The 16,075-nt window shown below is 60.8% G+C and carries 13 protein-coding genes and 1 pseudogene; 9 read left to right on the forward strand and 5 right to left on the reverse strand.

Annotation, left to right across the window (positions count from 1 at the left end):
- Positions 1-286 precede the first annotated feature (286 nt).
- The 4 genes from ACOQFT_RS00300 to ACOQFT_RS00315 are packed head-to-tail and all read right to left on the reverse strand — an operon-like array spanning position 287 to position 6,608.
- Positions 287-1,531, reverse strand: a complete 1,245-nt coding sequence (locus ACOQFT_RS00300; protein WP_421596082.1) for an NAD(P)/FAD-dependent oxidoreductase — start codon at positions 1,529-1,531, stop codon at positions 287-289.
- Positions 1,532-1,546: 15 nt separating this feature from the next.
- On the reverse strand, positions 1,547-2,557 hold the full coding sequence (locus ACOQFT_RS00305) for an Ldh family oxidoreductase (RefSeq protein WP_421596084.1): 1,011 nt from the start codon (positions 2,555-2,557) through the stop codon (positions 1,547-1,549).
- A gap of 57 nt (positions 2,558-2,614) precedes the next feature.
- Positions 2,615-4,138 carry a trimethylamine methyltransferase family protein gene (locus tag ACOQFT_RS00310; RefSeq protein WP_421596085.1) on the reverse strand — a complete coding sequence of 508 codons (1,524 nt, stop codon included), beginning with the start codon at positions 4,136-4,138 and terminating at the stop codon, positions 2,615-2,617.
- A gap of 16 nt (positions 4,139-4,154) precedes the next feature.
- Positions 4,155-6,608, reverse strand: a complete 2,454-nt coding sequence (locus ACOQFT_RS00315; protein WP_421596087.1) for a GcvT family protein — start codon at positions 6,606-6,608, stop codon at positions 4,155-4,157.
- A 268-nt stretch (positions 6,609-6,876) separates the two neighbouring features.
- On the opposite strand from ACOQFT_RS00315, the gene ACOQFT_RS00320 reads away from it, so the two are divergent.
- From ACOQFT_RS00320 to ACOQFT_RS00330, 3 genes are all read left to right on the forward strand, one after another.
- Entirely contained in the window at positions 6,877-7,758 is an 882-nt protein-coding gene (locus tag ACOQFT_RS00320) for a LysR substrate-binding domain-containing protein (protein WP_421596088.1), read from the forward strand.
- 185 nt (positions 7,759-7,943) lie between these two features.
- Positions 7,944-8,495: a TetR/AcrR family transcriptional regulator gene (locus tag ACOQFT_RS00325; RefSeq protein ID WP_421596089.1), complete on the forward strand. Its 552-nt coding sequence runs from the start codon at positions 7,944-7,946 to the stop codon at positions 8,493-8,495.
- 27 nt (positions 8,496-8,522) lie between these two features.
- Positions 8,523-9,632, forward strand: a complete 1,110-nt coding sequence (locus ACOQFT_RS00330) for a mandelate racemase/muconate lactonizing enzyme family protein (RefSeq protein ID WP_421596090.1) — start codon at positions 8,523-8,525, stop codon at positions 9,630-9,632.
- A gap of 27 nt (positions 9,633-9,659) precedes the next feature.
- Here the strand turns inward: ACOQFT_RS00330 and ACOQFT_RS00335 are convergent, their stop codons facing one another.
- A complete protein-coding gene (locus ACOQFT_RS00335) occupies positions 9,660-10,262 on the reverse strand; it encodes a helix-turn-helix domain-containing protein (protein WP_421596091.1) in 603 nt (200 codons plus the stop codon).
- Between the two features lie 146 nt (positions 10,263-10,408).
- Here ACOQFT_RS00335 and glyA point away from each other — a divergent pair, with 146 nt between their 5' ends.
- The 6 genes and pseudogenes from glyA to gcvT all read left to right on the forward strand — a co-directional run.
- Complete coding sequence (gene glyA / locus ACOQFT_RS00340) at positions 10,409-11,662, forward strand: serine hydroxymethyltransferase (protein ID WP_421596092.1); 1,254 nt, start codon at positions 10,409-10,411, stop codon at positions 11,660-11,662.
- Between the two features lie 11 nt (positions 11,663-11,673).
- The gene (gene lpdA / locus ACOQFT_RS00345; RefSeq protein WP_421596094.1) at positions 11,674-13,053 is read left to right on the forward strand and encodes a dihydrolipoyl dehydrogenase; all 1,380 of its coding nucleotides are present in this window, start codon (positions 11,674-11,676) and stop codon (positions 13,051-13,053) included.
- A 14-nt stretch (positions 13,054-13,067) separates the two neighbouring features.
- Positions 13,068-14,009, forward strand: coding sequence for a lipoyl synthase (lipA, locus tag ACOQFT_RS00350; protein WP_421596096.1), 942 nt, complete (start codon positions 13,068-13,070; stop codon positions 14,007-14,009).
- 24 nt (positions 14,010-14,033) lie between these two features.
- A complete protein-coding gene (locus tag ACOQFT_RS00355) occupies positions 14,034-15,404 on the forward strand; it encodes an alanine/glycine:cation symporter family protein (protein ID WP_421596098.1) in 1,371 nt (456 codons plus the stop codon).
- Positions 15,405-15,483: 79 nt separating this feature from the next.
- Entirely contained in the window at positions 15,484-15,906 is a 423-nt protein-coding gene (locus ACOQFT_RS00360; protein ID WP_421596099.1) for a universal stress protein, read from the forward strand.
- 16 nt (positions 15,907-15,922) lie between these two features.
- Positions 15,923-16,075: pseudogene (gene gcvT / locus ACOQFT_RS00365) on the forward strand (glycine cleavage system aminomethyltransferase GcvT); the annotation flags it as partial.

The following is a 16,075-nucleotide window of genomic DNA, read 5'->3' on the forward strand; positions in this document are numbered from 1 at the left end:
GAAGTTCTTGTCCCGGTTGTTCACGGCCTTGAACTTGGATCCGTCGATGGCGACACAATCCCCCTTCAGCACCCCGATCCGGCGGCAGAGTTCGACGAACTGAGCACAGGTCCGCCGAATAGCGGGGCCGTTATTGCGGCGTCAACGGCTTCTTGCCGTGTTGACAGAAAGACTCTGATTTCGGCTGCGTTGAGAAGGGGTAGAGAAAACCCATGCAGACGCTGTTTCGACTAGGACTGATACGTATCCCAATGACGCCCAAAGCGACTGCGCTGCCGACGGTCGCTCACCCCCGGAAACGATCCGGGCTGAATGCCTGTATGTCGGTCCGGGACTGCCGATTTGAAATCTCGTCCGCAACCAGCAGGGCCGTTGTTGCACCCAACGTCAGGCCCAATTGCCCGTGGCCTGTTGCAAAGGTGACATTCGCCAGCTTTCCGCTTCGGCCAATGATCGGTCGGGTGTCGGGAGTCAGCGGCCTCCGTCCGAACCGGCGTTCGGCGCTGCCCGTCTTTAACCCCGGCAGAACCCGTCGTGCCTTCTCTACCAATATATCGGCGCGGTCCCAGTTTGGGCGCGCGTCGGCACCGGCGAATTCAATTGTCCCGGCGACGGCAAGCGCGCCGTCGTAGGGCGTGATACCGAACCCACCCTTTGCGTAGAACACGGTATGGGACAGGTCGACACCGCTGTTCTTCAAGGCAGTGGAATAGCCGATGACGCCTTCGATTCGCAGCGGAACGCCCAATTCTGCTGCCAGATCGCGGGAGCGCGTGCCCGCGGCCAAGACAAATTCGTCAGCCGCAAGGACGCGGCCATCGTGCAGCTTCACGGCCTTCACCTGACGGCCGTCCCGGTCAAAACCGACCGCACTGCCAGAGATCACCGTCCCCCCACGCGTCAGAAAGGCGTCATGCAGCGCTTCTACAAGTCGCTTGGAATCGGTCACGAAGCTCCAGTCGCGCAGCAGGGCAGCATGTTTGAAATCCGGCGCAATGGCAGGGTCGATGTCATGCGCTTCTGCACCGCTGACTTCTTCAATCGAGCATCCCAATTCGCGCGCCAGATCAAAGGCGGCGGCCATGTTTGCGCGATCGTCATCGCCGTCAAACAGCTTGATGACAGGGCGTTCCACCAACAGGTCAGGCCGCCCGACATCAGCCAGTTGCGCCTTGAAATCCGTGGTCGCCAGAAAGGTCAGCCGCGCCAAATCCGCCGCAATGGCCCGCATCTTCGAAGGACGCGCATTGGCGACAAATCGGGTGAACCATGGCATCAATCGCACGGCCGAGCTTGGGCGCAAGGTCAAAGGCGCCTTGGGATGCATCAACAGCCCCGGGACTTTCGCCAGCATCCCGGGTTGGGACAGCGGCACGATCTCACCCACCGCGATGCAGCCGCACGAGGCCCAACTGGCACCCTCGCCCACCGGACCCGGCTCGATAACGGTGACTTGATGCCCCTCGGCCTGCAAAGCCAGCGCGCACGAGATACCCACGACGCCGCCGCCGATCACCACCAGGTCGGGCATGTCTTGCGACCTTTCCTATAATGCCTGCAACTGTTCCAGCAGGTCTGGTGCGACCGAAACTCCGTTCGCTTCGGTCGCCGCGCGGTTTTTCAACCGTCCGTCACCGGGCACGCGCGCGGTGCCGTTGCCCTCGATCTGGGCGCAGATGCGGGTGACGTAGTCGTTGAACGACGGGTTACCAAACCGGCTCGGGTCTATCGCGATCAGGGTTGTGCCGCCCTTGATGTTGAGAGCGCCGAAGGACTCACGCTCCTGATTGTCGACCGACAGGGTGCCGCCGGCCAGCGCCGCCCCCAGCACTTCGATCAGGAAGGCAATGGCCGCGCCTTTGTGTTCGCCAAAGGGCAGCAGGCTGCGGGTTTCCAGAATGGCGTTCGGATCGGTTGTCGGCTGGCCCGACGTATCCAGCCCGCTGGGGCGCGGCAGGTCATGCCCCTCGGCGGCGGCCATGCGCACATCCATCAGCGCGGCAACCGAGGAGGCTTGATCCCAGACAACCGGCTCGGCCCCTTCGCGCGGGCAGGCAAAGGACATCGGGTTGGTGCCAAAGACCGGGCGCAGCCCGCCCTGCGGCACGACCATGGACAAAGAGTTCACTACGCCCAGCGCGACTAGCCCCGCCTGCGCCAGCGGTTCCGTGTCGAACCGCAGCGCGCCCAGATGGTGGCAATTGGCGCAGGTGAAGGACGCGATACCGTTTTCTCGGGCCATTGCAATCAGCTCATCCTGCGCATCCGCTCCCACAATCTGGTAGTAGCCATTGTCTCCATCACCGCGCAAAACGCCCGGCGCAATGCGTTCAACGGTGGGATTGGCTTTCGGGTTTGCATAGTTCGATTCAAAGCTTTGTGCATAGACGGGCAGCATCCGCAGACCATGACTGCGCGGGCCGTCACGTTCGGACCGCATTACCAGATCTGCCAGAACATCACTTCCGCGTTCGTCCATGCCGGCGGACACAAGGACGGATTTGGCCAATGCCTTCACCTCTTCGAGAGAGAGCGTTTTCGTCGGGGCGTCAGTCATTAACCTCATCCTGTCCTTATGTCTGGCTGGCGGGCGCTTGCGCGCCCGTGTTTTCAGTTACGCGTTCTGATATTCCAGCTTCTTCTTGGCAACAAATTCGTCAAGTGCGCCGCGCTGATCGTCCTGCATCGGCGGCTTGACGTAGTTGTCCAACATGCGCTGAGCCTCTTCATTGCCGACGGTTTCAGCGGTTTTCGACCCTTCCGCTTCCCACTGTTCGAAACTGTCATTGTTCTGCAGCGGGTTCATGTGCAGCGGGTTTTCCCGGGTATGGTCCGTTCCCAGAAAGTGACCACCGGGACCGATCTCGGCAATGTCATCCAGGATTGCGTCCAGGTTTTCATCCTCAAGCCCGCTGAAGAACCGGTGGAAGTTCTCAAGCTGGCGGGTGTCCTGAACCCATTTCGAGTAGCTGACCCCAAGCGCGCCTTCCAGAAAACCTGCCGAATGCACGATGTAATTGGCCCCGCCCAGCAGCACCGGCCACATGGTGTTGGCCGTATCAAAAGCAGCCTGCATGTCAGGGGACTTCGCCCCGGTCCACATCGTGCAGGTCCGCCACGGCACGCCATAGAACCGCGCCATCTGACCCACCAGCAAGTTCATCAGCCCCGGTTCCGGCGAGCCCATCATCGGCGCGCCCGTTTTCATCGACACACCCATGATCGCCACGCCCAACACCATCGGCGCACCCCTGCGGATGATCTGGCTATAGGCCATGCCCGCCAGCGACTCCGCGATCAGCAGCGCCACACCGCCCTGCGGGCTGGCGGGCGTACTGGCCCCGGCCAGAACAAAGGGCGACAGCAGACAGGGCTGATTGGCCGAGGCATAGACGCGCAAGCTTTGCAGCATGGTTTCGTCCCAGACCAGCGGCGTGTTGCAGTTCAGCAGCGCCGCCATCACCACGTTGTTGTCCACGAAATCCTCACCGAACACGATGCGGGTCATCTCAACCGAATCCCGCGCCGCCTGCTCTGACAGGACCGAGCCCTTGATCGGCTTGTCGGTCAGCGTCAGCGCGGCATGGACCAGCTCCAGATGGCGCTGCGGGACAGGGACGTCCTGCGGCTCGACCGGCAGAACGCCGGGCACCATCATCGACTGGCTCATCTGGCTGAGCTTGAAAAAGTTGTGCGCATCCTCCAGCACTGAGGGCCGCCGCACCCCGTCCAGACCATAGACAAACGGTGCGCCATAGGCGTTGGCGAACACCGAATGCTGGTTGCCGACCCGCAACGAACGGTCCGGGTTGCGCGCCGCGTAACCCCATTCCGACGGAACTGCCGAGATCAGGTCCATCAGCATGTCCCGGCCGATGCGGACCCGCTCGCCCTGAACATCCGCGCCGTATTTCTTCCAATCGGTCAAGGCGACCGGGTCGCGGAACTCGATACCGGTGGTTTCAAGGATCGTCATCGCGGCGTTGTGGATTTTCTCGACCCCTTCGGGGCCGAGCAAATCAATCGGGCCGATCTTGCGGTTCAGCGTCGGCAGGTAAACCGGTGGAGGGTTGGTGCGGGCCTGAACCCGCGCTGCGCGGCCACCGCCGCGACCCGAGCGTGCTTTGACTTCTGCCATTTCAAATCCTCCCAGATCAGGCGCGCGCACGGGCGCTGGTTGGGTCAACGGCGCAGGTTCCGATCACCTCGGCATCGCGCATCTCATTATGGACCAGAACCTGCATCCTGGTGCCTTGCGCTGTCATATCCTGCGGCACCAGTGCCATGGCGATGTCGTGGTTGCAGTAATACGAAAACCCGCCCGAAGTGACGCGACCGATCAGCTTGCCATCGGCATAGACCCCTTCGTCGAACATCACCGAGGTATCGCAGAACGGCAGTTTCAGCGTGACCAGAGTATTGTATCCGCCCGCTTCCTGCTGCTTTTGCAGCGCGGCTTTGCCGATGAAATCACGCTCGGCCACCTGCCCACCGATCTTTTCGGTCATCGCCACAAAGCGGCCCAGATCAGCCTCATACGGCGTCAGGTCCTTGCAAATCTCGCGGTTGATGGCGCGATAGGATTTCTCAAGCCGCATCGATTCCAGCGCCTCAAGGCCGAAGGGTTTCACACCCGCTTTCAGCAGCAGATCGACAAGGTGGCGGTTGTATCCGACCGGGTGGTGCAGCTCCCAACCCAGCTCGCCGGTATAGGACACGCGCAGCAGGTGGACGCCCTTGGCATAGCCCACCTCACCCATCTGGGCCGACAGCCAGGGGAAGGCTTCGTTCGACAGGTCGTTGTCGGTCAGCGGTTGCAGGATATCCCGCGCCTTGGGCCCGGCCAGAGCGATCACGCCCAGCTGCTCCGAGATATCCTCGATCACCACCGATCCGTCGCGCGGCAAGACGCGCTGCAGCTGATCCCAGTTATAGGCGCGCCAATTCGGGGTCGAGATCAGATAGAAATCGTCCTGCGCATAGCGGACGATGGTGTATTCCGCATCCATGCCGCCCTTGTCGTTCAACATCAGTGACAGGGTCATACGGCCCACCTTGGGCAGCTTGTTTGCCATCAGCCCGTCCAGCCATTTCGCAGCCCCCGGCCCGCGCACGGTGAACTTGGTCATCGGAGACATCTCGATGAAGCCAGCCTCTTCCCTTGTGCGGCGCACCTCTTCCTGCACCAGTTCCATGTGGTCGGTGCGGCGGAAGCTGTGTTCGGGGATTGCCTCGCTGGGTGACTTGGCAAACCACCGCGGGAATTCGTAGCCATTGAAGCTGGTCCAGACCGCGCCATGGGCAGTCAGCAGATCGTAGGACCCTACAGTCTTCATCGGGCGCGCACCGGAGAAATCTTCGCCTGGAACATGCGCATCCATATGGGTGCCCCAGGTTTCGCGCACCTTGTCCATGGTCCAGCGCTTTGAGGCATAATCCGAGAACCGGCGCGGGTCGAGTTCAGACATATCCATGCCCGGATCGCCATCGACGATCCACTTTGCCAGACGATTGCCCACGGTGCCGCCCCACAGGATGCCGCCCGGCATACCTTCGGCCAGCCACAGATTGTCATGCCCTGGCGCGGGACCGGCCAGAGGCAGCTCGTCCGGTGTCATCTGGAACGGGCCGCGGGTGTTGGCCTTGATGCCAACCTCGCCCAGGGTCGGCACCCGTTCGATGGCGCGCTCCCACTGGGTTTCCACGGCGTCAAAATCTTCGGGCAGCAGATCCGCCCCGAAATCCGGCGGCACGCGATCTTCGGCGAACAGTTTGAGGTCTTTGGTGAACTCATAGGGGCCGAACTGGATGCCACCGACATCCTCACGCAGATAAGCACCATAATCCTCGTCCCGCAGGATCGGGAACTCCGTCAGGCCCTGCGCCCGACGCTCTTTCAGCAGCGGCACGGTTTCGGTGGTCCAATACTGGTGCACGATCGGGATACAGGGCAAATCCAGACCCACCCGGCGCGCATTTTCGCGGGCATAGTTGCCGGTGGCAAAGATCAGGTGTTCACAGGTGATCTCACCCTGATTGGTGGTCACTTTCCAGTGGCCATTGTCCAACTTCTCATAAGATTGCGCTTCGGTGTTCTGGTACACCTTCGCGCCCGCGTCCCGTGCCAGCTTGGCCAGCGCCATGGTGATATCGGCCGGGTTCACATAGCCGTCTTCAGTGTGCAGAATACCACCGCGAATGTCTGGGCTCTGGTTCAGCAGGGGATGGATATCCGCAATCTCTTCCGGCGTGACCAGCTTGCAGGGTACGCCTGCGGCCTCGGCAATCGAGATGTAGGACTGAAACTCATCCCACCGTTTCTCGGTATTGGCAACGCGCAGCTGGCCAACTTTGCGCAGGCCGACCGAGGTGCCCATCTTCTCTTCGACCTCGGAATAGATGCGAATGGTTTCCATCGTCATCTTCGACACATTATGCGACCGCACAAAGGTCACCAACAGCCCCGCTGCGTGCCAGGTGGACCCGGAGGTCAGCGTCGTACGCTCCAGCATGACCGCGTCCGAACAGCCATGCTCGGTCAGGCCATAAAGGATCGATGCCCCAACGCATCCGCCACCGACAACCACTACTTTTGCGTGCGACTTCATTCAATCGACTCCCTAACTTGCGCCCAAAACCCGGCCATACTGGCAATTCGCTGATGCCGGGTTTGTCCGGGGCTGCAGGCATCTACGTTACCATGAACACCGCCCTTGCCGCCCAAGACAGACACATCCCGAATGCTGATAACCAACATCGCGGGCGACAAGCCGTCGGGCAATCGCAAAAAAATTCACTTTGCAATAATTGAAGTAACTCAAACTTGGATTTTTGTGCTAAAAAGTCGAAAAACTCAGGATCAAAGGTCAAACCACCTTGCCCAAAGGCCCATATGAACTGCCCCCGGTAAGCTCGTTAATCAGCTTTGAAGCCGCCGCGCGTCATGTCAGCTTTAAAAACGCCGCGTCAGAGCTGAACGTCACCCCGGCGGCCATCAGCCACCAGGTCAAATCACTGGAAAACGAGCTTAACTGTTCGTTGTTTCGCCGGCACCATCGCGGGGTCGAACTGACCGAAAGCGGGGCTTACCTGCTGGTCGCCCTGCAACGGGGGCTTGAAGATATCAGCGAGGCCTTGCAGCAGTTGCGCTCGCATTACGACCGATCCGGTGTGACGATTCGGTCCAGCACGGCCGTCAGTTCGCTTTGGCTGACCCCCCGGCTTGCGCAATTCTGGAAAAGACACGGGCATATATCGGTGACGCAAGTGGTTACGGATCTGGGGTTTGACACAACGAAATGCGATCTCAGCATTTGCTATGGGGATGCCTCCGAGGAGAAGGGCACCAGCCATGTTCTGTTTCGTGACCGCATCATGGCCCTCGGCAGCCCCCGGTTCCTGGAACAGAACAATATTACTGGCATTCAGGACATGGCGCGCATCCCCTTGATCCACCTTGATGCGCCGGGAACGGGGTGGACGGATTGGCGCGAATGGACCAACCAACTGGGGTATGACGGGCCTTTGAATTCGGCGCATCGCGTCAACAACTACACCATCGCGCTTCAGGCCGCGCAGGACGATATGGGGGCAGTGTTGGGATGGGAGGGGCTGACCTCGGAGCTTGTCGCGTCCGGGAGACTGGTCAGCCTGCTGCCACAGGCCCTGTCCTCACCGCTGGATTTTTACGTCGCGCTTCACAACACTGCATCTGATCGTGCCAAACTCGTGTATCGATGGTTGGCGGAAACCACCTGATATCTCCATATTTTTAAACGCTTAGAGCGGGAAATCACTTAGCCCTGGGTAACCTCACAGGGAATTCAGAGCGGTTGGTGGCGAACAGTTCTTTTGCCTGCCAGTTCTGCGCTATGTCGTCGCCACATCGAAGTGTGTCGGTTTTCGTCAAGCCCGAGGTAGAGCGATCACTCTACCACCCTCTCATGATCGACATGAAACACCAGATTGCCGCCCGTCTGCATGGTCAGTTCGAGGAAATGGGATTTGCCGGACCCGGCGTCGAGGCTCTGCGCGCGGGTGCGGATGTTTCGCTGAGAACCCTCTACAAGTATTTCCCCAGCCGCGAGGCCATGGTGGTGGGCGCGTTGCAACACCGCGACCGTGCCTATGCAGACTGGATCGGCGACGGCGCCGAGAACGGCGCGGCGCATGTGGTCCATATTCTTCAGCGGCTGTCCGACTGGCTGTTCGGAATATCGAACTGCGGTTGCCTGTTCCGCAATGCCCTGTCCGCCTATCCCGACAGCGCCCCGATACGCGCAGCGGTCGAAGTCCATAAGTCTGGGGTACGGGCTCAGTTTCACCGACGGCTTGTGGATGTCGCTCCGCATTGTGATGCGGACGCACTGGCCGACCAGTTGTTCGTTCTACACGAAGGCCTGACCGAAGCCGCCCGCATGATCGGCCCGGAACGGGCCAGCCGACAAACCCTCCGCACTGCTGGCCAGATCCTGGCTGCGGCAGGAATCAAGTAGCCCTTCCACACCAAAGAAAGCCGCGACATGAAGCTGAAGGAAATCCATATCTACGCCCATGACCTGCCGGTCAGGAATGGCCCCTATACGATGGCCAGCGGTGCGGTCTGGGCGCTGGACACTACTCTTGTCAAACTGGTGTCGGACACCGGTCATGTCGGCTGGGGCGAGACCTGCCCGGTGGGCCCGACCTATGCTGAGGCCCATGCGGAAGGCGCCCGTGCTGCGCTGATGGCAATGGCCGGGGGGTTGATTGGCGCCGAGGCGACACCGGGTACTCTGCGCCGCAAGATGGATACTCTACTGGCCGGTCACAACTACGCCAAGGCCGCTTTGGATATCGCGGCGTATGACCTGTTCGGCAAGTCGCTGGGCGTCAATGTCGCTGACCTGCTGGGAGGTGCCGTGACCGACCGCGTGCCATCATATTACGCAACCGGTGTCGGCGCGCCGGATGACATTGCGAAACTGGCCAAAGAGAAGCTGGACGAGGGCTATCCGCGCCTGCAGATCAAAGTTGGCGGTCGCCCGGTCGAGATCGATATCGAGGTGATCTCCAAGGTCTGGGAGGTCGTTAAAGGCACAGGTATGCGCCTGGCCGTGGATGGCAACCGCGGCTGGACAACCCGAGACGCCCTGCGCGTCAGCCGGGAATTGCCGCATGTACCCTTCATCATGGAGCAGCCCTGCAATACCATACAAGACTTGGAAAAAATCCGCCCGCAGATTAGTCACGGCATCTACATGGATGAAAACAGCGTCGACCTGAACACTGTCATTTCAGCTGCCGGCACCGGCTTGGTGGACGGGTTCGGCATGAAGGTCACGCGTATCGGCGGCCTGACCCACATGCGCGCCTTCCGCGACATCTGCGAGGCCCGCAACCTGCCGCATACCTGCGACGACAGCTGGGGCGGGGACATCATTGCCGCCGCCTGCACCCAGATCGGCGCAACCGTCAAACCCGAGCTGTGCGAAGGGGTCTGGCTGGCCGCGCCATACATCGACGGCAATTACGACCCGGAGAATGGCATTCAAATCGTCGGCGGCCACATCGAACGGCCAACGGGGCCGGGTTTGGATATCCACCCGGATGAGGCGCTCTTTGGTGAACCCGTCGCGTCTTTTGGGGGCTGATTCTGAACTGGCGTTGACCCCCTGCGCCTATTCCAGTGACACCCAAAGAACTTGCGCGTCTTCCTTGCTGGTGGACACGCACCCATGCCCCATGCTGCTGTCGTAATAGAGTGAATCCCCCGCCTTCATCGGCAGCGGGCGGTAATGTTCCGAAATAAAGATCAGCTCACCGCTCAGCACATACATGAACTCTTCGCCCGAGTGGCGAATCCACGGATCGAACTCAGAAATATCCCGCGCCCGGATCGTCGCAACATAAGGCAGCATCCGCTTGCTGGTCAGGTCCGAACACAGCAGCTCGTGCAGATAGGTTGCGGTCTCGCGAAACTCTCCCTGCCCTTTCGGCGTATAGTCCCGCCGACCGGTAATACCGGACTGGCCAGACTGAAGAAACAGTTGCGGCGGGTTCAGATCCAGCGCCTGCGTCAGGCGCCGCACGATCTCGAAGCTGGGCTTTGTCTGGTTGTTTTCGATCTTGGACAAGGTGGAACGACCGATTCCCGCGGCGCGTCCAGCCTCTTCCAGCGTCCAGCCTTTTTCCCGCCGCGCATCCCGAATCGAGCGCCCCAAAGCGGCGCCTTCATCCAGCTCCTCAGGTGCTGAGGCTTCGTTCCTTTGGTCTTCGCCCATGAAAATCTCCCTTTTCTGCGGCAGGTTATCCGTTCCCCTATTCGCACGCAACTTTACGAATACGAGATTTTTGTTGATTTGCGGGAACTAATTCCACTATAGGAAACAAATTCTCGAACCGGGGATTCGAAGAAGAGGAGGAGACTATGTTCAAGACGTCGCTGGCCGAGGCCGACCCGAAGATCGCCGCATCGATTGCGCGTGAAGGCACACGTCAGGCCGAGCAGATCGAGCTGATCGCATCCGAGAACATCGTATCTCAGGCCGTGATTGAGGCGCAGGGTTCGGTGCTGACCAACAAATACGCCGAAGGCTATCCCGGCCGCCGCTACTATGGCGGTTGCGAATATGTGGATGAGGTCGAAGTCGAAGCCATCGAGCGGCTGAAGCAGCTGTTCGGCTGTGAATACGCCAACGTGCAGCCGCATTCGGGTGCGCAGGCCAATGGCGCGGTCAAGCTGGCTCTGCTCAGCCCCGGCGACACGATCCTTGGCATGTCGCTGGATGCAGGCGGTCACCTGACCCACGGTGCAAAGCCCGCGCAATCCGGAAAGTGGTTCCGCCCGGTTCAGTACGGTCTGACCGAGGCCGGTCTGATCGACTATGATCAGGTTGAGGCGCTTGCCAAGGCCGAAAAACCCAAGCTGATCATCGCCGGTGCGTCGGCCTATTCGCAAAAGATCGATTTTGCCCGTTTCCGCTCCATTGCTGATGAGGTTGGCGCCTGGCTGCTGGCCGACATGGCCCATATCGCCGGGCTGGTAGCCACCGGTCTGCACCCCTCGCCGATCGGTCACGCGCATGTGGTCACCTCGACCACCCACAAGACCCTGCGCGGCCCGCGCGGCGGCATCATCCTGACCAATGACGGGGCGCTGGCGAAAAAGATCAACTCGGCCGTTTTCCCCGGCCTGCAAGGTGGCCCGCTGATGCACGTGATCGCGGGCAAGGCAGTGGCCTTTGGCGAGGCGCTGAAGCCCGAATTCAAGGACTACATGCAGCGCGTGGTCGACAGCGCGGCGGCTCTGGCTAATGTCATGATGGCGCGCGGCTGTGACATCGTTTCGGGCGGAACCGAGAACCACCTGATGCTGGTCGACCTGCGCCCCATCGGCGTGACCGGCAAGGACGCCGAAGCGGCGCTGGAGCGTGCTGGTTTCACCTGCAACAAGAACAGCGTGCCGGGCGACCCGGAAAAACCCACCGTCACCAGCGGCATCCGCCTGGGCACCGCCGCCGGATGCAGCCGCGGCTTTGGCCCCGACGAGTTCAAGCAGATCGGTCACCTGATCGGTGACGTTCTGGATGCTCTGGCGCAGAATGCGAACGGCGATGACGCCGTCGAAAAAGCGACCCGCGAAAAAGTCCGCGCCCTGTGCGCAAGCCATCCGATCTACTGAAAGACCAAGAAATGACCTATGATCTTATTGTCATTGGCGGCGGGCCGGGCGGCTATGTTGCTGCCATCCGCGCGGCTCAGTTGGGACTGAAAGTGGCCTGCGTCGAAGGGCGCGGGGCACTGGGTGGAACCTGCCTGAATGTGGGGTGCATTCCCTCCAAAGCGTTGCTGACCTCCTCGGCCAAGTATGCCGAGCTTGCACATCTCTCCTCCCATGGCATTGCGGTCGAGGGGGCCAGCATCGATGTGCCCGCGATGATGGGGCGCAAGGACAAGATCGTCGGCGACCTGACCAAGGGCATCGCGTTCCTGTTCAAGAAAAACGGCGTGGACCTGATCGAGGGTTGGGCCAGCATTCCTGCCGCCGGTCAGGTCAAGGTGGGTGATGAGGTCTATGAGGCCAAGAACGTCCTGATCGCCACCGGTTCGGAACCGACCCCTCTGAACGGAATCGAGATTGACGAGCAGGACATCCTCAGCTCGACCGGTGCACTTGCGCTGGAAACCGTACCCGACCATCTGGTCGTCGTCGGCGCCGGTGTGATCGGATTGGAGCTTGGTCAGGTCTGGGCGCGGCTGGGCGCCAAGGTCACCGTTGTCGAAAATCTCGACCGCGTGCTGCCCGGTATCGATGGTGAGATCGCGAAACTGGCGCAGCGTGCGCTGTCGAAACGTGGGCTGAAGTTTCAGCTGGGTCAAGCGCTGAAGTCGGTCGAAAAATCTGACGCCGGGCTGACGCTTACTGTGGATCGGGTCGGCAAGGACAAGGAAGAGGTGATCGAGGCCGACAAGGTCCTGATCGCCGTCGGACGCCGCCCTGTGACACGTGGGTTGGGACTGGAAGAATTGGGCGTTACGGTAGGTCAGCGCGGGTTCATCGAAGTCGATGGCACATTCCAGACCTCTGTTCCGGGCGTGTATGCAATCGGTGACTGCGTTCCCGGCCCGATGCTGGCGCACAAGGCCGAAGAGGATGGCGTTGCCTGCGTTGAGATGCTGGCAGGTCAAGCGGGTCAGGTCGACTACAACACCGTTCCGGGCGTTGTTTACACCGACCCCGAGGTCGCCTCGGTCGGGTTGACCGAAGAGGCGCTGAAGGAAGCAGGCGCTGAATACTCGGCCGGAAAGTTCGCCTTCATGGCCAACTCGCGCGCTCGTTCGACCGGCGAAACCGATGGTGCGGTCAAGATTCTGGCTGATCCAAGCGGCAAAATCCTCGGCGCGCATATCTGCGGCGCCCATGGTGGCGATCTGATCGCCGAGCTGGTTCTGGCCATGTCCAAAGGCGCCACAATCGCCGAAGTCGCCGCCACTTGTCATGCACACCCAGCCATGGGGGAGGCGGTCAAAGAAGCCTGCCTCGACGCCATGGGCCGCGCGATCCACGCTTAAAAGGGAACCGCCAGATGACCATCCAGCTTCGCCCCCGCCACCCTGAAAAGGCTAAGAAAGCCGACAGTGTCATCCCGCGCAAGCCCAAGTGGATTCGCCGCAAAAAGATCGAAAGCGCCGAGTATTACGAAACCCGCCGCCTGATGCGTGACCACGATCTGGCGACGGTCTGCGAAGAGGCCGCCTGCCCCAATATCGGCGAATGCTGGTCCAAGCGTCACGCCACCATGATGATCATGGGCGAGGTCTGTACGCGCGGCTGTTCCTTCTGCAACGTGGCGACCGGGCGACCAGACGCGCTGGACGCATTCGAACCCGGCCGCGTTGCGGCGGCCGTCAAGAAGCTGGGCCTGCGCCATGTGGTGATCACCTCGGTCGACCGTGATGATCTGGCCGATGGCGGGGCTGAGCATATCGCCCAGACAATCCGCGCCGTACGTCATCAGAACCCCGGCACCACGGTCGAGGTTCTGACCCCCGACTTTCTGGGCAAGGGCGACGCTGCGGATGTGGTCTTTGAGGCCGCCCCGGACGTGTTCAACCATAATCTGGAAACCGTCCCGCATCTGTACCCGACGGTCCGTCCCGGCGCGCGGTATTACACCTCACTCCGGCTGCTGGACGATGCCAAACGTGCCAACCCAGAGATTTTCACCAAATCCGGTCTGATGGTCGGGCTTGGCGAAAGCATGAACGACGTGCGGCAGGTGATGGACGATTTGCGCGCCGCGAATGTCGATTTCCTGACCGTCGGTCAGTACCTGCAGCCAACCCCCAAACACCACCCGATTGACCGGTTCTGGTCACCGGACGAGTTCGCCCAACTGGAGCAGATCGCGCGCTCCAAGGGCTTTCTGCACGTGTCGGCCACACCGCTGACCCGTTCGTCGTTCCATGCGGACGAAGACTTTGCCGCCCTCAAGCAGGCCCGCCAGCGGGCCCTTGCCGGGGCATAACCCAACGCAAATGGGAGGGATACCATGGAAGCGTTAAATTCAATCGTAGGGGCCATCAATGGCGTCGTGTGGGGGCCGCTGATGCTGGTTCTCATTCTGGGCGTCGGCTTCTTCCTGCAGGTCGGGCTGAAATTCATGCCGATCCTGCGCATTGGCACAGGCTTCAGCCTGCTGTTCAAAGGCCGTGAAGGTCAGGGCGAAGGGCAGATCAGCCCGTTCAACGCGCTGATGACCTCGCTGTCGGCGACCATCGGCACGGGTAACATCGCCGGTGTGGCCACTGCTGTCTTCCTGGGCGGTCCGGGCGCATTGTTCTGGATGTGGATGACCGCCCTGGTGGGCATGGCCACCAAATATGCCGAAGCCGTCTGCGCGGTGAAGTACCGCGAAAAAGACGAGCTGGGCAACTTTGTCGGCGGCCCGATGTACTACATCAAGAATGGTCTGGGCGCGAAATGGGCCTGGCTGGGCGTCGCCTTCGCCCTGTTCGGCGGCATCGCAGCCTTTGGCATCGGCAACGGCGTTCAGGCCAACGGTGTAGCGCAAGTTCTGGAATCGAACTTCGGCGTGAATACCTCGGTCACCGGTGTCGTTCTTATGGTGCTGACCGCAGCCGTGATCCTGGGTGGCATCACCCGTATCGGTGCGGTTGCCGGTAAGCTGGTTCCGTTCATGGCCATCGCCTACATCATCGCCGGCCTGCTGGTCCTGATCATCAACATCGGCAACATCGGCCATGCACTGTCGCTGGTCTTCACCCATGCCTTCACCCCGTCTGCCGCCGAAGGTGGTTTCGCGGGCGCAGCCGTCTGGGCCGCCATCCGCTTTGGTGTGGCGCGCGGCGTGTTCTCGAACGAAGCCGGTCTGGGCTCGGCCCCGATTGCGCACGCAGCGGCTGAGACCAAAGGTCCGGTCAACCAGGGCCTGATCGCGATGCTGGGCACGTTCATCGACACGATCATCGTCTGCTCGATCACCGGTCTGGCGATCATTGCCTCGGGCGCATGGACCTCGGGTGAATCCGGTGCAGCGCTGACCTCGCTGGCGTTTGCAACCTCGCTTCCGGGCGGCGGTCACCTGATCGCTATCGCTCTGTCGATCTTTGCCTTCACCACCATCCTCGGCTGGTCGTTCTATGGCGAGAAATGCGTCGAGTTCCTGCTGGGTGTCAAATCCCTGATGCCGTATCGCGTCCTGTGGATCATCGCGATTTACTTCGGCGCAACTGCAGATCTGGGCTTCATCTGGCTGCTGGCGGATACGCTGAACGCCATGATGGCCATTCCGAACCTGATCGCCCTGGCCCTGCTGAGCCCGATCGTCTTCAAACTGACGAAAGAGTTCTTCGCCTCGGGCGGCAAATCCGAAGAGCCGGGCGGCAAGCCTGCCGAGTAAGCTCGACCCAGACGAATACGGGGGGCCATCCCGGCCCCCCGGTTTTGAAACAGAATTCCATATCTCGAGGAGAGACGTGATGGCCACGAAAATCCTGCTGCCCATTGATCACACCGACGACCGCTCGTGGAAAAATGCTCTGCCGGTCGCATTGGAACAGGCAAAGTTCTACGGAGCCGAATTGCACGCGGTTGCTGTCATCCCCGAGATCATCCAACTACCAAACCTGCCCGCCAATTATGGCGCTGGCGCCAAAGAGCACGTGCGGGGCGCGGTTCAGGCTATTCTGGATCATGGCAATGCCTCCGACGTGGCAATCCACATCGAAGAAGGCAGTGTCTACCGCGAAATCCTGAAGCTTGCCTACAAGGACGGCTTCGATCTGATCGTCATGGCATCGACCAAAGGCGATTTCCCGAATTATGAGATTGGCCCGAACCTGGCCCGTGTCGTGCGCAACGCGCATTGCACCGTCATGGTCGTTCGTGACCAGTCCCGCTGATTGAAAGGTTAGAACGATGACCACACCGAAGCGCACGCCACTCCACGCGTTGCATGTTGAGTTGGGCGGCAAGATGGTTGATTTTGCGGGTTGGGAGATGCCTGTTCAGTATCCTTTGGGGATCATGGGCGAGCATAAGCAGTGCCGAGAGAAGGCGGCGGTGTTTGAT

Origin of the sequence: Ruegeria sp. MALMAid1280, from assembly GCF_049195285.1 — a bacterium.
Taxonomy (GTDB): domain Bacteria; phylum Pseudomonadota; class Alphaproteobacteria; order Rhodobacterales; family Rhodobacteraceae; genus Ruegeria.

Coding starts and splice junctions, on each gene's coding strand:
- ACOQFT_RS00300 (WP_421596082.1), bottom strand. CDS start 1,531: ATGCCCGACCTGGTGGTGATCGGCGGCGGCGTCGTGGGTATCTCGTGC.
- ACOQFT_RS00305 (WP_421596084.1), bottom strand. CDS start 2,557: ATGACTGACGCCCCGACGAAAACGCTCTCTCTCGAAGAGGTGAAGGCA.
- ACOQFT_RS00310 (WP_421596085.1), bottom strand. CDS start 4,138: ATGGCAGAAGTCAAAGCACGCTCGGGTCGCGGCGGTGGCCGCGCAGCG.
- ACOQFT_RS00315 (WP_421596087.1), bottom strand. CDS start 6,608: ATGAAGTCGCACGCAAAAGTAGTGGTTGTCGGTGGCGGATGCGTTGGG.
- ACOQFT_RS00325 (WP_421596089.1), top strand. CDS start 7,944: ATGATCGACATGAAACACCAGATTGCCGCCCGTCTGCATGGTCAGTTC.
- ACOQFT_RS00330 (WP_421596090.1), top strand. CDS start 8,523: ATGAAGCTGAAGGAAATCCATATCTACGCCCATGACCTGCCGGTCAGG.
- ACOQFT_RS00335 (WP_421596091.1), bottom strand. CDS start 10,262: ATGGGCGAAGACCAAAGGAACGAAGCCTCAGCACCTGAGGAGCTGGAT.
- glyA (WP_421596092.1), top strand. CDS start 10,409: ATGTTCAAGACGTCGCTGGCCGAGGCCGACCCGAAGATCGCCGCATCG.
- lpdA (WP_421596094.1), top strand. CDS start 11,674: ATGACCTATGATCTTATTGTCATTGGCGGCGGGCCGGGCGGCTATGTT.
- lipA (WP_421596096.1), top strand. CDS start 13,068: ATGACCATCCAGCTTCGCCCCCGCCACCCTGAAAAGGCTAAGAAAGCC.
- ACOQFT_RS00355 (WP_421596098.1), top strand. CDS start 14,034: ATGGAAGCGTTAAATTCAATCGTAGGGGCCATCAATGGCGTCGTGTGG.
- ACOQFT_RS00360 (WP_421596099.1), top strand. CDS start 15,484: ATGGCCACGAAAATCCTGCTGCCCATTGATCACACCGACGACCGCTCG.